Here is a 13,814-nt window from a genome sequence, read left to right as displayed (position 1 = left end):
GCGCCGGCCTCGGACCAGTGACTCTGACGGGCGCCGGGGTCAATGCTGCGGCATAAAACCCGTTCAGCGCAATTGAACGTTTCTGCAGCAGCCGATTAGTATCGCTACATGGCCACCGACCCACGAAGGCTTGCCTTCCTCCTTGCCGTGCACCGCGCCGGAGGCGTGCTCGCTGCGGCAGATCTTTTGCATGTCACGCCGTCTGCCGTGTCTCAGCAAATCGCGCGTCTCGAGGCCGAGGAGGGCTTCCCCGTGCTCGATCGCGGGCCCCGCGGTGTCACCCTGACGCCCGCCGGTCGGGTCCTCGCCGACGTGGCCGAACGCATCGAGGCCGAGCTCCTCGAAGCACGCCAGGAGATCGCGAACCTCGGCGAGGGTGTCACGGGCACCGTCAAGATCGGTGCGTTCCAGTCGGCGATCCGCGCGGTCGTCGCCCCATTGCTCGGCCCGCTCGCCGAGGAGCACCCGGGCGTGACGATCGACGTCCGCGAGCACGAGCCCGCCGAGTCCGTGCGGATGCTCCGCGCCGGGGACCTCGACGTCGTCCTGCTCGAGCACGACGGCGACGTCGATGCGCCCGCGCCGCGCGGCGCGCACGACATCCCCCTGCTCGACGAGCCCTGGCGCCTCGTGGTGCCGGCGTCGCTGCCCACCCCGGAGCGGCTCGACGACCTGCGCGACCTCCCCTGGGTCGGAGCGGTCGGAGGCACGGCCGCCGACCGCGCCCTGCGCCGGCTCGGCCGCACGCTGGGGACCACCATCGAGGCACGGCACTCCTACTTCGACTTCGACACGGCGCTCGCGCTCGTCGCCGCGGGTCAGGGGATCGCCATGCTCCCCGCGCTCGCCGTCGAGAGCGGCGAGGTGCCCGACGGCGTCGAGCGGGTCGCGATGCCGGGCCTGGGTTCGCGCCGGGTCATCGTGCGGCACCGGGCGACCCGGCACGAGCCGGGGCCGGCGGTGCGCGCGGTCGTGGACGCGATGGTGGACGTCGCCCGCGGTCTCGAGCTGACCTGACCTGACCCGCGAGGTAGCGCTCGGTTGGCCGAGGTAGCGTGCCGGGATGGAGATGACCGCGCCTTTCCTGCCCGCGTGGTACGACATGGCGTGGACCGTCGTGGCGCTCGCCGGGCTGGTGCTCAGCCTGGTCGCGCTGCTCGCCTGGTGGCGTTCACCCCGGATGGTGGGGGGTCTCGCGGTCGTGTGGGCGGTCGTGATCCTCGCGCTTCCGGTGATCGGGCCGGTGTTCTACCTGACGGTGGGTCGCGGCCGACGACAGGTCGGCTCTGCTGACGCTACCTCGCGCTGAGCTGCGCTACCTCGCGCTGAGCTGCGCTACCTCGGGCTGAGTTGCGCTACCTCGCGCTGTCGCGGCGGGACGAGTGCCAGCTCGGCGGTAGACTGCGCGGACAATCGCACAGCCGCTCGAACCGCGACGGGAGAGCTCGGCCTCCGGGCCGGCGCCGAAGGAGCAAACCCTCCCCGGGAATCTCTCAGGCCCCTGTACCGTCACGGCGAGGCAACTCTGAAAAGCGGCCCGACGCCCTCGGCGGACGGCCCACCGACGGTGCAAGTCGGCGCGCCCCGTGAGGCGGACCGGCAAAACTCTCAGGTCCCATGACAGAGCGGGGAGGGTCCTCGTCCACCGACCCTCGGAGCGCTCTTCGTGACCCACTCCCCCTTCGACCCGGACGTCTTCGCTGACCGGCACATCGGCCCGCGCGGGCACGAGACGGCGGCGATGCTCGACCAGCTCGGGTACGCCGATCTCGACGCGCTCGTCGACGCGGCGGTCCCGGCCACGATCCGCGATCGGGAGCCGCTCGACCTGCCGCCGGCCCGCAGCGAGGCGGAGGTGCTCGACCACCTGCGCGGGATCGCCGCGAAGAACCAGGTCAAGCGGCAGATGATCGGGCTGGGCTACTACCCCACGGTCACTCCCCCGGTCATCCGCCGCAACGTGCTCGAGTCCCCCGCCTGGTACACGGCGTACACGCCGTACCAGCCGGAGATCTCGCAGGGCCGGCTCGAGGCGCTGCTGAACTTCCAGCAGGTGGTCGAGGACCTCACCGGGCTCGCGATCGCCGGCGCGTCGCTGCTGGACGAGGCCACCGCCGTCGCCGAGGCCGTCGCCCTGATGTGGCGGGCGTCGCGCGCCAAGCAGGGCTACGTCGTGCTCGACGCCGAGCTGTTCGGCCAGTCGCTCGCGGTCACACGGGGACGGGCGGAGGCGGTCGGCCTCCCGGTGGTGGTGGTCTCGTTGGAGGAGGGGCTCGACGCCGGGCTGGCCGCGTTCGAGGCCGATGGCGGCACCCTGCCCGCCGGAGACCTCGTCGGTGTGGTCGTGCAGCAGACGGGCGCCTCCGGGCGGGTGCTCGACGTGCGGTCCGTGGTCTCGGAGGCGAAGGACCGCGGGGCGCTCGTCACGATGGCCACCGACCTGCTCGCGCTGACGATGCTGGTCTCCCCCGGCGAGCTCGGCGCCGACATCGCGGTCGGGTCGGCGCAGCGCTTCGGCGTCCCGCTGTTCTACGGCGGCCCGCACGCCGCCTACATGGCGGTGCGCAAGGGGCTGGAGCGCCAGCTCCCCGGTCGCCTCGTCGGGGTCTCCATCGACGCCGACGGCGCCGTCGGCTACCGGCTGGCCCTCGCCACGCGGGAGCAGCACATCCGCCGTGAGCGGGCGACGTCGAACATCTGCACCGCGCAGGCGCTGCTGGCGATCGTGGCGTCGATGTATGCGGTCTACCACGGGCCCGAGGGCCTGCGGGCGATCGGCGAGCGGGTGCACGGCCGCGCCGTGGCGCTCGCGGGCGGGCTGCTGGCCGCGGGTGTCGAGGTCGAGCACGGAGCGTTCTTCGACACGGTGCGTGTCGCTGTCCCGGGGCGCGCCGCCACGGTCGGCGCTGCCGCGGCCGCCGCCGGGTACAACCTGTACGTCGCGGACGAGAACCACGTACAGATCGCCTGCGACGAGACGACCACGGAGGCCGACGTCGCGACGCTGCTCGGGCTGTTCGACGCCGCGCCCGCCGACGCGGCCGAGGGGATCGGGCTCGACGACGCCCTCCTGCGGGGGACCGACTACCTGACGCACCCGGTCTTCCGCCGGCACCGGTCCGAGACCGCCATGCTCCGCTACCTGCGGTCCCTGAGCGACAAGGACCTCGCGCTGGACCGCACGATGATCCCGCTGGGCTCGTGCACGATGAAGCTCAACGCCACGGCGGAGATGGAGCCGATCAGCTGGCCGGGCTTCGCGGACCTGCACCCCTACGTGCCTGCCGACCAGGCGCTCGGCTACGCCGACCTGATCGAGGCGCTCGAGACCCAGCTCGCCGAGATCACCGGCTACGCCGCGGTGTCGGTCCAGCCGAACGCCGGTTCGCAGGGCGAGCTCGCGGGACTGCTGGCGATCCGCGCCTACCACGCCTCCCGCGGTGAGTCGGGGCGCGACATCGTGCTCATCCCGGCCTCGGCGCACGGCACCAACGCGGCGTCGGCCGCCCTGGCGGGGTTGCGTGTGATCGTGGTCGCCACCGCGGAGGACGGCGAGATCCAGCTCGACGACCTGCACGCCAAGCTCGAGCACCACGGCCAGCAGGTGGCCGGGATCATGATCACGTACCCGTCTACGCACGGCGTCTACGAGGAGCACGTCCGCGAGGTCTGCGGTGCTGTACATGATGCGGGTGGTCAGGTGTACATCGATGGTGCGAACCTGAACGCGCTCGTCGGGCTCGCGCGCCCGGGCAGGTTCGGGGGCGACGTGTCGCACCTCAACCTGCACAAGACGTTCTGCATCCCGCACGGCGGCGGGGGTCCCGGCGTCGGCCCGGTCGCGGTGGCCGAGCACCTGGTGCCGTTCCTCCCGGGCGACCCCACGCCGTCGGGCACCCCGAGCGACGAGCGCGGGGGAGTGCCACCCGTCTCCGCGGCAGCCCACGGGTCGGCCGGCATCTTGCCGATCTCCTACGCCTACCTCGCCCTCATGGGGCCGGACGGCCTGACCGCCGCGACGGAGAACGCCGTCCTCACGGCGAACTACGTCGCCTCGCGGCTCCGCGGCCACTACCCGGTGCTCTACACCGGGGCGAACGGCCTGGTGGCCCACGAGTGCATCCTGGACCTGCGCCAGATCACCGCCGAGACCGGCGTCACGGTGGACGACGTGGCCAAGCGGCTCGTCGACTTCGGCTTCCACGCCCCCACGATGGCGTTCCCGGTACCAGGAACCCTCATGGTGGAGCCGACCGAGTCCGAGGACCTGGCCGAGCTCGACCGGTTCGTGGAGGCGATGATCGCCATCCGGGGCGAGATCGACGCCGTCGCGGCCGAGCGCTGGGCCGTCGAGGACTCGCCACTGCGGCACGCCCCGCACACGGCGGCGTCCCTGCTCGGCGGCGAGTGGGACCGTCCGTACACCCGCGAGGAGGCGGCCTACCCGGTCGCGCGCCTGCGCGGTGCCAAGTACTGGCCGCCGGTGCGCCGCATCGACCAGGCCCACGGGGACCGCAACCTGCAGTGCTCCTGCCCGCCGATCGACGCCTATGCCGAGCCGCTCGGTGAGAACTGAGGACGCCATGACCGAGAAGAAGACACCGCTGCACGCCGAGCACGAGGCGCTCGGCGCGACCATGACGGACTTCGGCGGCTGGATGATGCCGCTGCGGTACACCTCGGACCTGGCCGAGCACCGTGCGGTGCGGGAGGCCGCCGGCCTGTTCGACCTGTCGCACATGGGCGGCATCAGCATCACCGGCCCTGACGCTGGAGCATTCCTCGACCACGCCCTCGTCGGCAACCTGTCGAGGCTGCGGCCCCTCGGCGCCCGGTACACCATGATCTGCGCCGAGGACGGGGGAGTGCTGGACGACCTCATCGTCTACCGCACGGGCGAGCTCGAGTACTTCGTCGTCGCCAACGCCGCGAACGCCGAGACGGTGCTCGGGGCGCTCGGCGAGCGCGCGGCCGGGTTCGACGCCCAGGTACGCGACGTCTCGGCGGACCAGGCGCTCGTCGCCGTGCAAGGCCCGCGGTCGGCACAGATCGTGCGCGAGGTCCTGACCGAGGACGCCGAGCTCTCCGGCGGCACCGCGTTCGACGAGCTGAAGTACTACGCGAGCCTCGGCATGCGGTTCGGCGACGAGGCGGTCCTGGTGGCCCGGACCGGGTACACGGGAGAGGACGGGTTCGAGATCTGGGTCGACGCTCCCCACGCCGTGGCCCTGTGGCGTGCGCTGCTCGCCGCCGGCGAGCCCCACGGGCTCGTCCCCGCCGGGCTCTCCGCCCGCGACTCCCTGCGGCTCGAGGCGGGGATGCCGCTCTACGGGCACGAGCTCGACACCACCACCACGCCCTACGACGCCGGGATCGGCCGTGTGGTCAGGCTCGACAAGGTGTCCGACGACGGCACGCCGGTCGAGTTCGTCGGCCGTGCCGCGCTCGCCGCGCGCCGCGAGAGCGCGCCGGCCCGGGTGCTGGTGGGTCTGCGCGGGACGGCACGGCGCCCTGCCCGTGCCGGCTACGCCGTCGTGCAGCCTGATGCTGCCCGGGCCGACGGTGCTGTCGGGCCGCAGGTCGGGACCGTGACGTCGGGTGCGCCGTCGCCCACGCTGGGGTACCCGATCGCCATGGCCTACGTCACGCCGGAGGTCTCGGCGGAGGGGACGGAGCTGGCGGTCGACGTGCGGGGGAGGGCGGAACCCTTCGTCGTCGTGCCGATGCCGTTCTACCGACGCGAGCGCTCCTGAGCGTCCGTGCGCGGCGCGTGGCGCCGTCGTCCGACAGAATCTACCGAGCCCTACCCTCACGACAGGAGTCCTTCCCATGGCCGACTTCCCCGCGAACCTGCGCTACTCCGTGGAGCACGAGTGGGTCGACGACGCGACCCCGGCGACGGTGGGCGTCACGTCCGTCGCCGCCGAGGCGCTCGGTGACGTCGTCTACCTCGAGCTCCCCGAGGTGGGCGCCACGATCGAGGCCGGCACCGTCATCGGCGAGATCGAGTCCACCAAGTCCGTGTCCGAGCTGTACTCGCCCGTCTCCGGGACCGTCGTCGAGGTCAACCAGGCGGCGATCGACGACCCGGCGGTGGTGAACTCCGCGCCGTTCGGCGAGGGCTGGCTGTTCAAGGTCGAGGTGACCGGCACCGGTCAGCTGCTGTCCGCGGAGGAGTACGCGCAGCACGCCGGGTGACAACGTGACCCAATCGTGATAATCGCGGTTCGGTTGCTCCGCGCAACGTGCTGGACGGCCTCTGGCCTGCGGCGATGAGGCGCCAGGGGCGGTCCGCCCGGGCCCCGCGGAGCGTCTCGGCCCCGCTTGCGCACTCGCCCTTCCTGTGGCTCGCGTCATAAACGTCGGCCCACACACTCTCCATCTGTGACGGCAAATCCCCAGGTCGATCGTGGCGATCGGCGGCCGTCATGGAGGAGAACGATGAGTGCAATCGAGATGGATCGCCCGGTGCTCGACCCCGGCTTGACGATCCGCGAACAGGTCGTGCTGTCCAACCTTTCCGAAGAAGTCACGCTCGAGCAGATCGCCAGCAAGCTCTTCGTCACGCGCAACACCGTGAAGTCGCAGGTGCGCAGCGTCTACCGCAAGCTCGGGGTCTCGACCCGGGCCGATGCGGTGGCCTGGGCCCGGACGACAGGTCTGCGCTCGCCCTGACCAGTTGACGACCTCTGGCCCCGCCACCACTCGGGGGATGTTGGTGGCGGGGCACACGTCTCTTCGGGGCCGGATGGCAGACTCGCGGGCATGAACCGTCGCCTCGTCGTGGCCGCCGCGATCGTCGACTCGCTCGACCGCCCGGCTCGCCTCCTCGCCGCCCGTCGGACGCGCCCTGCCGACATCGCCCGGCGGTGGGAGTTCCCTGGTGGCAAGGCCGAGCCCGGGGAGCACCCGCACGAGGCGCTGCACCGTGAGCTGCACGAGGAGCTGGGCGTCACCGTGACGCTCGGCCACGAGCTGCCGGGACCCGACGACGGCGCCTGGATCATCACCGAGCGGCACGTGCTGCGCCTCTGGCTCGCCACGCTCACCTCGGGCGAACCGGCACCCCTCGTGGAGCACGACGAGCTCCGCTGGCTGGACGCGGGCTCCCTGTGGGACGTCGACTGGCTGGACGGGGACGTCCGGATCGTCAAGGAGCTGAGCCTTCGGCTGCGGGAGTCCAGCGGCGCCTCATGACGTCATCTCCGTGCAGCACGTGCGGAGATGTGCGGAGATGTGCGGAGATGCTCAAGAGTTCATCAAATCGGATTGTTCGCGCCCGCAACCGACTGTCCTCTCTCTACGCTCGGTTCCACCTCGGGGTTCCACCTCGGGGTTCCACCTACGCACGAGGAGCCATCGATGCAGTTGCAGGTCAAAGCGGTTCGGAACGCGATCGTGGCGATAGTTGCCGGGCTCGGAGTGATGCTCGCGTCCGCCGGCATCGCCTCCGCACACAGCACGGGCACGATCACCGCGAAAGTGGACGGCGCCGCCGTGGCCAAGGCGAGTGCAACGCTCTTCCACGGACACTCCAAGGCCGCCGGAGGAAATGTCCACTCTGGCGCGTTCACGGTCACCGACCCACGGCGCGACGGGCATGCCGTGTACGGGAAGCTCACCGGAACGCACGATGCGCAGCGGTACCAGGCACGGCCGGGTGGGCGGCAGCTCATCGTCCGAAAGAACATCGGTGACGGCACAGCAAAGACCCGCACTACGCAGTCCCGGACGTCGCAAGGCCTGATGCTCCGTGTCTCAGACACCAGGGTGTTGAGGTACACGACGAAGGCCAGCGCCTGCCGTGACGTGCGGTATGCGCCCGACACGTGCGCGTCCCGCGCGTACACGAGCTGACGCGCGGAGTTCGGGAGCGAGACGGTGGACCCTCTGATCAGGATCGCTGGCGTCCATGTGCGCTACGGCGACGTGCATGCCCTGCGCGGGATCGACGCCACATGGAACTCCGGGATCATCGGGATCGTCGGCCCAAATGGTGCGGGCAAGTCGACCTTGTTCAAGATCGTCACCGGGTCGCTCGCACCGGACGAGGGCGAGGTGTGGGTCTCCGGCGCATCGTTGCGCGATCCTCGGACACGGCGTCGGTACCAGGCGGACATCGGGTACCTGCCACAGGATCCCGGGTGGTTCGAGGGTTTCACCGTGCTGGAGCTGGTCCGCTACTTTGCCTATCTTCGCGGAGGGCGCACTGCCCTGAGGGGGGACGGTCCGGACCGAGCGCTGCACGCTGTCGATCTGGAGGATCGCGCAGGTGTGCGCCTGCGCGATCTCTCCGGCGGCCAGCGGCGACGCGCCTTTATCGCGCAGGCCATGGTCCACGACCCTCGTGTCCTCGTCCTGGACGAGCCGACGGCGGGACTCGACCCGCTCCAGCGGATGCGCCTTCGAGACGTCGTGCAGAAGGTAGCGAGCGACCGCCTGGTCCTGCTCTCGACGCATCTCGTCGAGGACATCGCGCGGACCGCTGACGACGTCATGGTGATGGACGCCGGCCAGTGCGTGTGGACCGGGTCGACCGACGAGCTGAAGGCCATGGGCGGCGAGGGCGACGGTGCTGCGGCCAGTGCGCACGAGCGTGGGCTGCTCACCATCCTCGCGGGCGGGGAGCTGGCACGATGACCCGACTGTTGGCATCGTTTCTCGGGCTTGCCGCCATCGCAGCCGGTGCCGTGCTCGTCTTCGACCCCTTGATGCGGATCTCGTACAGCGCGGGCTGGTCGGTTGCTGCCGCGCTGACGGCGGTCGTCATCGTGTGGCCTGTGGCCCTCGGAGCCGGGGCGGTCGACGGGACCGTCGTCGCGCGAAACCGCGCAACGAATCTCGTCCGTCCGCTTCCACCGAGCGCCCGACGGCGGTTTGCTGCGACCCGGATCGTGACCATCGCCTCCGGAGGGGCGCTCGGGCTGCTCCTCGCCGTCGGCACAGGAGTGATCGCGGCCGCTGTGCGGGAGAGCACGCCTCAGCTGATAAGTCTCGCCACGGTTCCCGCAGCGCTACTTGGCGTCTACCCCCTGGTCGCGGTCGGCTGGTTCATCGGTGTCTCGGTGAGGAGCTGGCTTCTCCCTCCGGTCGCGGTAATCGTCGGCTACCTCCTGGTGGTCTTCATCCTGGGTCAAGGGCCACTCATGCAGTACTTCGGGGCGACGGCGAGCGTCCCAGCCTTCCTGCTCCCGGACGCGAGCCAGATTCTGGCAATCCTGGGCGTCGTCGTCGGGGCTGCCCTGGCCGGCGCCGCTCTCGTCGCGCTGTGGGCCGCTCGGACGCGTATCGCCCTCGCCGTTCTGGTCGCTGCCGTCGTGGTCGCGTCGGGGGCGTGGATCGGTCTGGACGCCGTCCACGGGGAACGTGACCCGTATCGCCTCGGTGATGTTGCGGGGTGGCCGTGCGCCGAGATCGCGGGAACGGGGAGTGACGTGTGCATCGCACCCGACCAGCAGCGGGACCTGAACCTTCTTGTCAACGAGTTGCGACCCCTGGACGAACGGTTCGAGGAGATCGCTCCGGACGGCGAGGACTGGGTCTGGATGCCGGTGGAGCATCCGACGCGACCGACCTTGGTCTACGACCTCCCACTCGGCGCTCCGATCGACCGGGCACGTCAGGCGGAGGAAGTGGTCTGGGGCGGCCTCGGTGGCTGCGCGATCGACGCGGCGCTCGAGGGCCCTGACGAAGCAGCGTTCGAGGCCGTCGACCGTGACGTCATCCTCGTGGCGCAGTGGCTGGAGCCCACGTTCGTACCCGATCCGATCATTGTCGGCCGTCTCGGAGTGACTCCGGGAGCTCCAGACCGGGAGGATGCCGCAGCGGCCCTGGACCGACTGATCTCATGCTCCGCATGACGCCGGCAGTGATGTTCTGGTTGTTTGCTCGGTCACGTGGACTCGCCAGGATCCTCGTTGCCGCTGTCCTGGTCGTGGCGTTCATCGTGATCGCGCCGACGGAAGTGGTGGCGAATCCGTTCCACGATCAACGAGGGCTGCTCCTCGTTGCGCTGGCGCCGGTGTTCGCGGGCATGGCGTGGGCGATGTCGGTGCAGAACCCGTTCGCAGACCTGGAAGGCGCCACCGGCTCCGCGCGGAAGGCCACCCTCCGCGGCGCATGGACGATCACGACGACGATCGTTTTCCTCGTCGTGGTCGTGGCGGGCGGGATGATCGTCAGTCAGACCGCTGAGATGCCTCTGATGCTGGCCAGGAACATGCTCCTGAGCATGGGAGTCGGAGGGCTCGCGGGCCTTGTCCTTCCGCGCGGGGCAGCTTGGTTGCCACTGGGCCTCTACGGCATCCTGTGCGCGCTGGTCGGCATGGTCGATCTCTCGGGGCAGGCCCGGCTCTGGGCGCTACCCTACTATGACGCCTACTCGATTACGGCCGGTGTCGTGGCGGTTTCTGCCTGGGTCGTCGCGGCAGCGATCTATGTCGCCCGCGACGGCACGTCGGTCGAGCCGCCGCCAACGTAGTCCCGGTGCTCAGGCTGCGGCCTGGGTCCGGGCCGGCCGGCGCGTGCAGCCACCGTCGCGAGCCACCGATCGATCTCTGCACGGCTGCGGAGCCGCACGACCTCCAGGTGGGGTGCCTCGGTGGCCAGCCGCTCGTCGAGACCGTCGAGCGAGCGGCGCGTGCGCCATGCCCAGCGCACGATGTGGTCCGGGTCGGTGAGGAACGTCGCCAGCGGCGGCTCGACGTTCCCGTTCCACAGCACGGTTCGGTGGAGCCGGCGGTGCAGGGTGCGGCGCGTCACCTGGCGCATGCGGACCTGGACCGGAAGGTCGAGCCAGACCAGCATCTCGGCTCGTCCGAGCAGCAGCGGCCGCGCGCGGCGGTACTGCCACTCGGTCACCCACGCGTCGCTCGCGACCAGGTCGCGCACGTCGTCCTCGAATTCGGGCCGCGGTGTCCAGTGCGGCCCGTGGTGCAGACCGTCGAGCTCGGTGTGCGGCACCTGGAGCACGTGCGAGAGGCGACCTGCGAGCGTCGTCTTGCCGGCCCCGGACGTCCCGGCGATCAGCACGCGGCGGGGGAGTCCGGGCTCAGGCATCCCGAGATCGTAGCGGGCCCCGCCGGCGTGGAGCGGCGGGCTAGGCTGTGATCATGAGCGACTTCCAGGTGAACCCGAGCCCGCAGAGCGACGCCCCGGGCACGATGCTCGGCCGCGTGATCGTCTCGTTCGTGCTGTTCCTCGGTGGTCTGGTCCTCATCGGCATCGGCGCCACGACGGAGCCGGCGATCGCCCCGTACGTCTTCACCGGCGGCATCCTCGCGGTGGGCTTTGCGTTCGGGCTGCCGATGATCGGCGCCAGCAAGGGCTGAGCAGGCTCCGCGCCGAGCAGGCGACGGCGGCCCGTCCGCGCAGGTGGACGTGCCGCCGTCGCATGCTCGGCCGTGTGCGGCGGGGGAGCCGGTCAGCTGCCGCCGGCCTCGATGGCCTCGCGGTTCGCCTCGTGGCTGACCTCGATCCGGCGCGGCTTGGCTTCCTCTGCCACGGGGATGGTGAGCGTGAGCACGCCGTCGGCGTACGAGGCCGAGATGTGGTCGAGCGCCAGGCCCCGGCCCAGCGTGAGCTGGCGTGCCACGGTGCCGGAGGTGCGCTCCCGCAGGAGCCACTGACCCCCGCCGGACCGCGGGGTGCGCTCGGCCCGGATGGTCAGGGTGCGGTCCTCGCACGAGACGTCGATGCTGCCGGGGTCGATCCCGGGAAGGTCGGCGGCGAGGACGTAGTGGTCGCCGTCGCGGAACAGGTCCATCGGCATGCCCGGTGCGTTCCTCGACGTGGTGAGCGAACCGAAGAGTCGGTCCATCTCCTGGAACGGGTCCCAGTAGGTAGCCATCGCGCATCACCTCCTCGACGAGGGCCGCGTGGTGCGGCCCCGACCGCGAGCAGCGCGCCGGTCCGTCCGGCGTCGCCTGGCTACACCTCCTGATTTAGCACTCTCGCCTGGTGAGTGCCAAGAGGGAGAATTTCGCTCTCGGCGAACAGCCGTCGCGCCAGCCATGGGGTCGGGTAGGTGGCGATGCTCTGATCTACCCGACCCCAAGCATGCGGCGTACGTGCGGAGTCAGAGGACCCAGCGCTGGTTGGCGGCGCCCCAGCAGTCGTACTGCTGCAGCCGGGTGCCGTTCGCCGTCGACCCGCTCGGCAGGTCGAGGCACTTGCCGGAGTGGCGGGCGACGAGCTCATAGCGGCTTCCCGCGGCGCGCAGCTCCCACTGCTGGTTGGTGCCGCTGCCGCAGGTGTACTGGATGATCGCCGCGCCGTTGGCGGTGGAGGCGCCGTTGACGTCGAGGCACTTGCCGGAGTGCTGCGCCACCAGGTTGTAGTGGCCGTTGCCCAGGTCTCGCAGCTCGAACTGCTGGTTGGTGCCGCTGCCGCACGTGTACTGGATCACGTCGGCGGCGTTCGCCGTGGAGGCGGAGACCACGTCGACACACTTGCCGGACGCCTCGCTGACGATCTGCGTCACAGTGCCGCCTGACCCACCACCCGAGACGTCGTCGCCCCACCCGTACCGCAACCGGTCCGCCCCGGACTGGTTGCGCAGCGTGAGGTTGAGATCGGTGCCGCTGCCGCTCTTGGCGTACATCGAGTACCAGTCGTAGCCGATGGTGCCGGGCTTGCCACCGACGGCCGGCCAGTAGGTCGCCCCCATCCCGTCCTCCCGCATGACCTGGGTCACCGCGCGGACGTGGCGCACGAAGTTGTCCGAGCTGCCGGCGTCGGCGTAGTTGCGGCCGTCGTTCATCGGGGCACCGAACTCGGTCACGACGGCGCGCGAGGAACAGTCACCGAGCCTGTCCCGGACATGACCCACCCAGCCGTCGTACGTGTTGCTGCCGTACATGAAGGCGTAGTGATGGAAGGAGAACAGCGTGTCCGCGAACCGGGGGTCGTCGCACAGGTCGCGCAGGTCCTGGCTGTACCCGGTCCCGCCGACCAGCACCCGGCTCGGCACGGCCGAGTAGTGATAGTCGAGCCAGTCGGCAGCGACGTCCCGCCACGCGGTCGAGCTGTAGCCGTGCGGCTCGTTCATCGGCTCGAAGTACACGAGGTCGTTCGAGCCGTACTGGGACGTCACGGTGGACCACATCGTGTTCCACGCGGCGTAGTCGGTGACGCGGCCGCCCGAGGCGGCGCCGTCCTCCCAGTACGCCAGGATGACCTTCCAGCCGCGGTCGGTCGCTGCGTCGATGGTGGCGCGGTAGCTGTTCCACCAGTCCGTGCCGACCGTGTGCGTGTTGACCGGCAGGCGGACGGTGTTGATGCCGAGGGTGCTCTCCATGTCGTCGTACAAGGCGTTGGCCTTGGCCTCGACGGTCGTGTAGCTGTCGGAGCTGCTCAGGCCGTCCAGGACGAGCGGGCCGGTGACGAAGTTGTCGCCCAGCACCGCCCAGTTCATCCCGCGGAACTGGCTGGTGGCGGCGGCAGCGGGAGCGGTGGACACAGCCACCGCGGTGATCGGTAGCAGGACCAACGCAACCAGCCCTGCTAGCAGCCGGGACAGGAGCTTGTTCATCATCAGAACCTCTCGTGCGTCGTTGCAAGGAGTCGGTTCACCGAGATGGCAGCCGCTTCGGCGCGACGACCACGTCGGTGCGCGTGCCGACCGGGGAGCGATCACGTTGCCCGAGTCGACTGGTTCCGCACAGTAGTGCATAGGCGATCACCGCAGACCCGTCTAGGGCATACCCAATCTCAAGCAAACACTTTCGATCAGGGCGCACGGTGAGCTGCTGGACGGCGAGATCGTCAAGGGCGCGATGCCGCACGAGCCGTAGTGCGAGTAGTACGTCGGGCCC

General features: G+C 70.5%; 15 protein-coding genes and 1 riboswitch. Of the genes, 12 read left to right on the top strand and 3 right to left on the bottom strand.

The genetic code is table 11. The features are described 5' to 3' along the window. Positions 1-108 precede the first annotated feature (108 nt). The 11 genes from PZC42_RS14305 to PZC42_RS14255 all read left to right on the top strand — a co-directional run bounded on the left by PZC42_RS14305 (position 109) and on the right by PZC42_RS14255 (position 10,480). Positions 109-1,017 (top strand): LysR family transcriptional regulator, encoded by a 909-nt coding sequence (locus tag PZC42_RS14305; protein WP_277212212.1) that lies wholly within the window; start codon positions 109-111, stop codon positions 1,015-1,017. 46 nt (positions 1,018-1,063) lie between these two features. Continuing rightward, positions 1,064-1,309 (top strand): PLDc N-terminal domain-containing protein, encoded by a 246-nt coding sequence (locus PZC42_RS14300; RefSeq protein WP_277212211.1) that lies wholly within the window; start codon positions 1,064-1,066, stop codon positions 1,307-1,309. 117 nt (positions 1,310-1,426) lie between these two features. Beyond that, positions 1,427-1,519, top strand: a riboswitch (glycine riboswitch). Between the two features lie 147 nt (positions 1,520-1,666). Continuing rightward, positions 1,667-4,576: an aminomethyl-transferring glycine dehydrogenase gene (gcvP, locus tag PZC42_RS14295; RefSeq protein WP_277212210.1), complete on the top strand. Its 2,910-nt coding sequence runs from the start codon at positions 1,667-1,669 to the stop codon at positions 4,574-4,576. 7 nt (positions 4,577-4,583) lie between these two features. Then, entirely contained in the window at positions 4,584-5,753 is a 1,170-nt protein-coding gene (gene gcvT / locus PZC42_RS14290) for a glycine cleavage system aminomethyltransferase GcvT (protein WP_277212209.1), read from the top strand. Positions 5,754-5,829: 76 nt separating this feature from the next. Continuing rightward, positions 5,830-6,198, top strand: coding sequence for a glycine cleavage system protein GcvH (gcvH, locus tag PZC42_RS14285; protein ID WP_277212208.1), 369 nt, complete (start codon positions 5,830-5,832; stop codon positions 6,196-6,198). Positions 6,199-6,441: 243 nt separating this feature from the next. Then, positions 6,442-6,675: a helix-turn-helix domain-containing protein gene (locus PZC42_RS14280; protein ID WP_277212207.1), complete on the top strand. Its 234-nt coding sequence runs from the start codon at positions 6,442-6,444 to the stop codon at positions 6,673-6,675. A gap of 90 nt (positions 6,676-6,765) precedes the next feature. Continuing rightward, a complete protein-coding gene (locus PZC42_RS14275; protein WP_277212206.1) occupies positions 6,766-7,197 on the top strand; it encodes a (deoxy)nucleoside triphosphate pyrophosphohydrolase in 432 nt (143 codons plus the stop codon). 165 nt (positions 7,198-7,362) lie between these two features. Next, a complete protein-coding gene (locus PZC42_RS14270) occupies positions 7,363-7,857 on the top strand; it encodes a hypothetical protein (protein WP_277212205.1) in 495 nt (164 codons plus the stop codon). A gap of 24 nt (positions 7,858-7,881) precedes the next feature. Then, on the top strand, positions 7,882-8,640 hold the full coding sequence (locus PZC42_RS14265) for an ABC transporter ATP-binding protein (protein ID WP_277212204.1): 759 nt from the start codon (positions 7,882-7,884) through the stop codon (positions 8,638-8,640). Next, positions 8,637-9,860 carry a hypothetical protein gene (locus PZC42_RS14260; protein WP_277212203.1) on the top strand — a complete coding sequence of 408 codons (1,224 nt, stop codon included), beginning with the start codon at positions 8,637-8,639 and terminating at the stop codon, positions 9,858-9,860. The genes PZC42_RS14265 and PZC42_RS14260 overlap by 4 nt, the downstream gene beginning before the upstream one ends. Beyond that, positions 9,857-10,480 (top strand): hypothetical protein, encoded by a 624-nt coding sequence (locus PZC42_RS14255; protein WP_277212202.1) that lies wholly within the window; start codon positions 9,857-9,859, stop codon positions 10,478-10,480. The genes PZC42_RS14260 and PZC42_RS14255 overlap by 4 nt, the downstream gene beginning before the upstream one ends. Here the strand turns inward: PZC42_RS14255 and PZC42_RS14250 are convergent. Continuing rightward, positions 10,435-11,058, bottom strand: a complete 624-nt coding sequence (locus tag PZC42_RS14250; RefSeq protein WP_277212201.1) for a P-loop NTPase family protein — start codon at positions 11,056-11,058, stop codon at positions 10,435-10,437. The two genes, PZC42_RS14255 and PZC42_RS14250, sit on opposite strands and share 46 nt — an antisense overlap. A gap of 53 nt (positions 11,059-11,111) precedes the next feature. Here PZC42_RS14250 and PZC42_RS14245 point away from each other — a divergent pair, with 53 nt between their 5' ends. Further along, on the top strand, positions 11,112-11,330 hold the full coding sequence (locus PZC42_RS14245; RefSeq protein WP_277212200.1) for a hypothetical protein: 219 nt from the start codon (positions 11,112-11,114) through the stop codon (positions 11,328-11,330). A 92-nt stretch (positions 11,331-11,422) separates the two neighbouring features. Here the strand turns inward: PZC42_RS14245 and PZC42_RS14240 are convergent, their stop codons facing one another. Continuing rightward, entirely contained in the window at positions 11,423-11,848 is a 426-nt protein-coding gene (locus tag PZC42_RS14240) for an Hsp20/alpha crystallin family protein (protein WP_277212199.1), read from the bottom strand. A 228-nt stretch (positions 11,849-12,076) separates the two neighbouring features. After that, positions 12,077-13,531 carry an RICIN domain-containing protein gene (locus PZC42_RS14235; RefSeq protein ID WP_277212198.1) on the bottom strand — a complete coding sequence of 485 codons (1,455 nt, stop codon included), beginning with the start codon at positions 13,529-13,531 and terminating at the stop codon, positions 12,077-12,079. Between the last annotated feature and the right edge of the window lie 283 nt (positions 13,532-13,814).

The organism is Isoptericola croceus (assembly GCF_029382255.1).
In the GTDB taxonomy this organism is placed as follows: domain Bacteria; phylum Actinomycetota; class Actinomycetes; order Actinomycetales; family Cellulomonadaceae; genus Isoptericola; species Isoptericola croceus.
This window is presented reverse-complemented; position numbering and strand designations above follow the sequence as displayed.

Excerpts from the sequence above, each read along its gene's own strand:
- PZC42_RS14305 (WP_277212212.1), top strand. The coding sequence starts at position 109 with ATGGCCACCGACCCACGAAGGCTTGCCTTCCTCCTTGCCGTGCACCGC.
- PZC42_RS14300 (WP_277212211.1), top strand. The coding sequence starts at position 1,064 with ATGGAGATGACCGCGCCTTTCCTGCCCGCGTGGTACGACATGGCGTGG.
- gcvT (WP_277212209.1), top strand. The coding sequence starts at position 4,584 with ATGACCGAGAAGAAGACACCGCTGCACGCCGAGCACGAGGCGCTCGGC.
- gcvH (WP_277212208.1), top strand. The coding sequence starts at position 5,830 with ATGGCCGACTTCCCCGCGAACCTGCGCTACTCCGTGGAGCACGAGTGG.
- PZC42_RS14280 (WP_277212207.1), top strand. The coding sequence starts at position 6,442 with ATGAGTGCAATCGAGATGGATCGCCCGGTGCTCGACCCCGGCTTGACG.
- PZC42_RS14275 (WP_277212206.1), top strand. The coding sequence starts at position 6,766 with ATGAACCGTCGCCTCGTCGTGGCCGCCGCGATCGTCGACTCGCTCGAC.
- PZC42_RS14270 (WP_277212205.1), top strand. The coding sequence starts at position 7,363 with ATGCAGTTGCAGGTCAAAGCGGTTCGGAACGCGATCGTGGCGATAGTT.
- PZC42_RS14260 (WP_277212203.1), top strand. The coding sequence starts at position 8,637 with ATGACCCGACTGTTGGCATCGTTTCTCGGGCTTGCCGCCATCGCAGCC.
- PZC42_RS14255 (WP_277212202.1), top strand. The coding sequence starts at position 9,857 with ATGACGCCGGCAGTGATGTTCTGGTTGTTTGCTCGGTCACGTGGACTC.
- PZC42_RS14250 (WP_277212201.1), bottom strand. The coding sequence starts at position 11,058 with ATGCCTGAGCCCGGACTCCCCCGCCGCGTGCTGATCGCCGGGACGTCC.
- PZC42_RS14245 (WP_277212200.1), top strand. The coding sequence starts at position 11,112 with ATGAGCGACTTCCAGGTGAACCCGAGCCCGCAGAGCGACGCCCCGGGC.
- PZC42_RS14240 (WP_277212199.1), bottom strand. The coding sequence starts at position 11,848 with ATGGCTACCTACTGGGACCCGTTCCAGGAGATGGACCGACTCTTCGGT.
- PZC42_RS14235 (WP_277212198.1), bottom strand. The coding sequence starts at position 13,531 with ATGAACAAGCTCCTGTCCCGGCTGCTAGCAGGGCTGGTTGCGTTGGTC.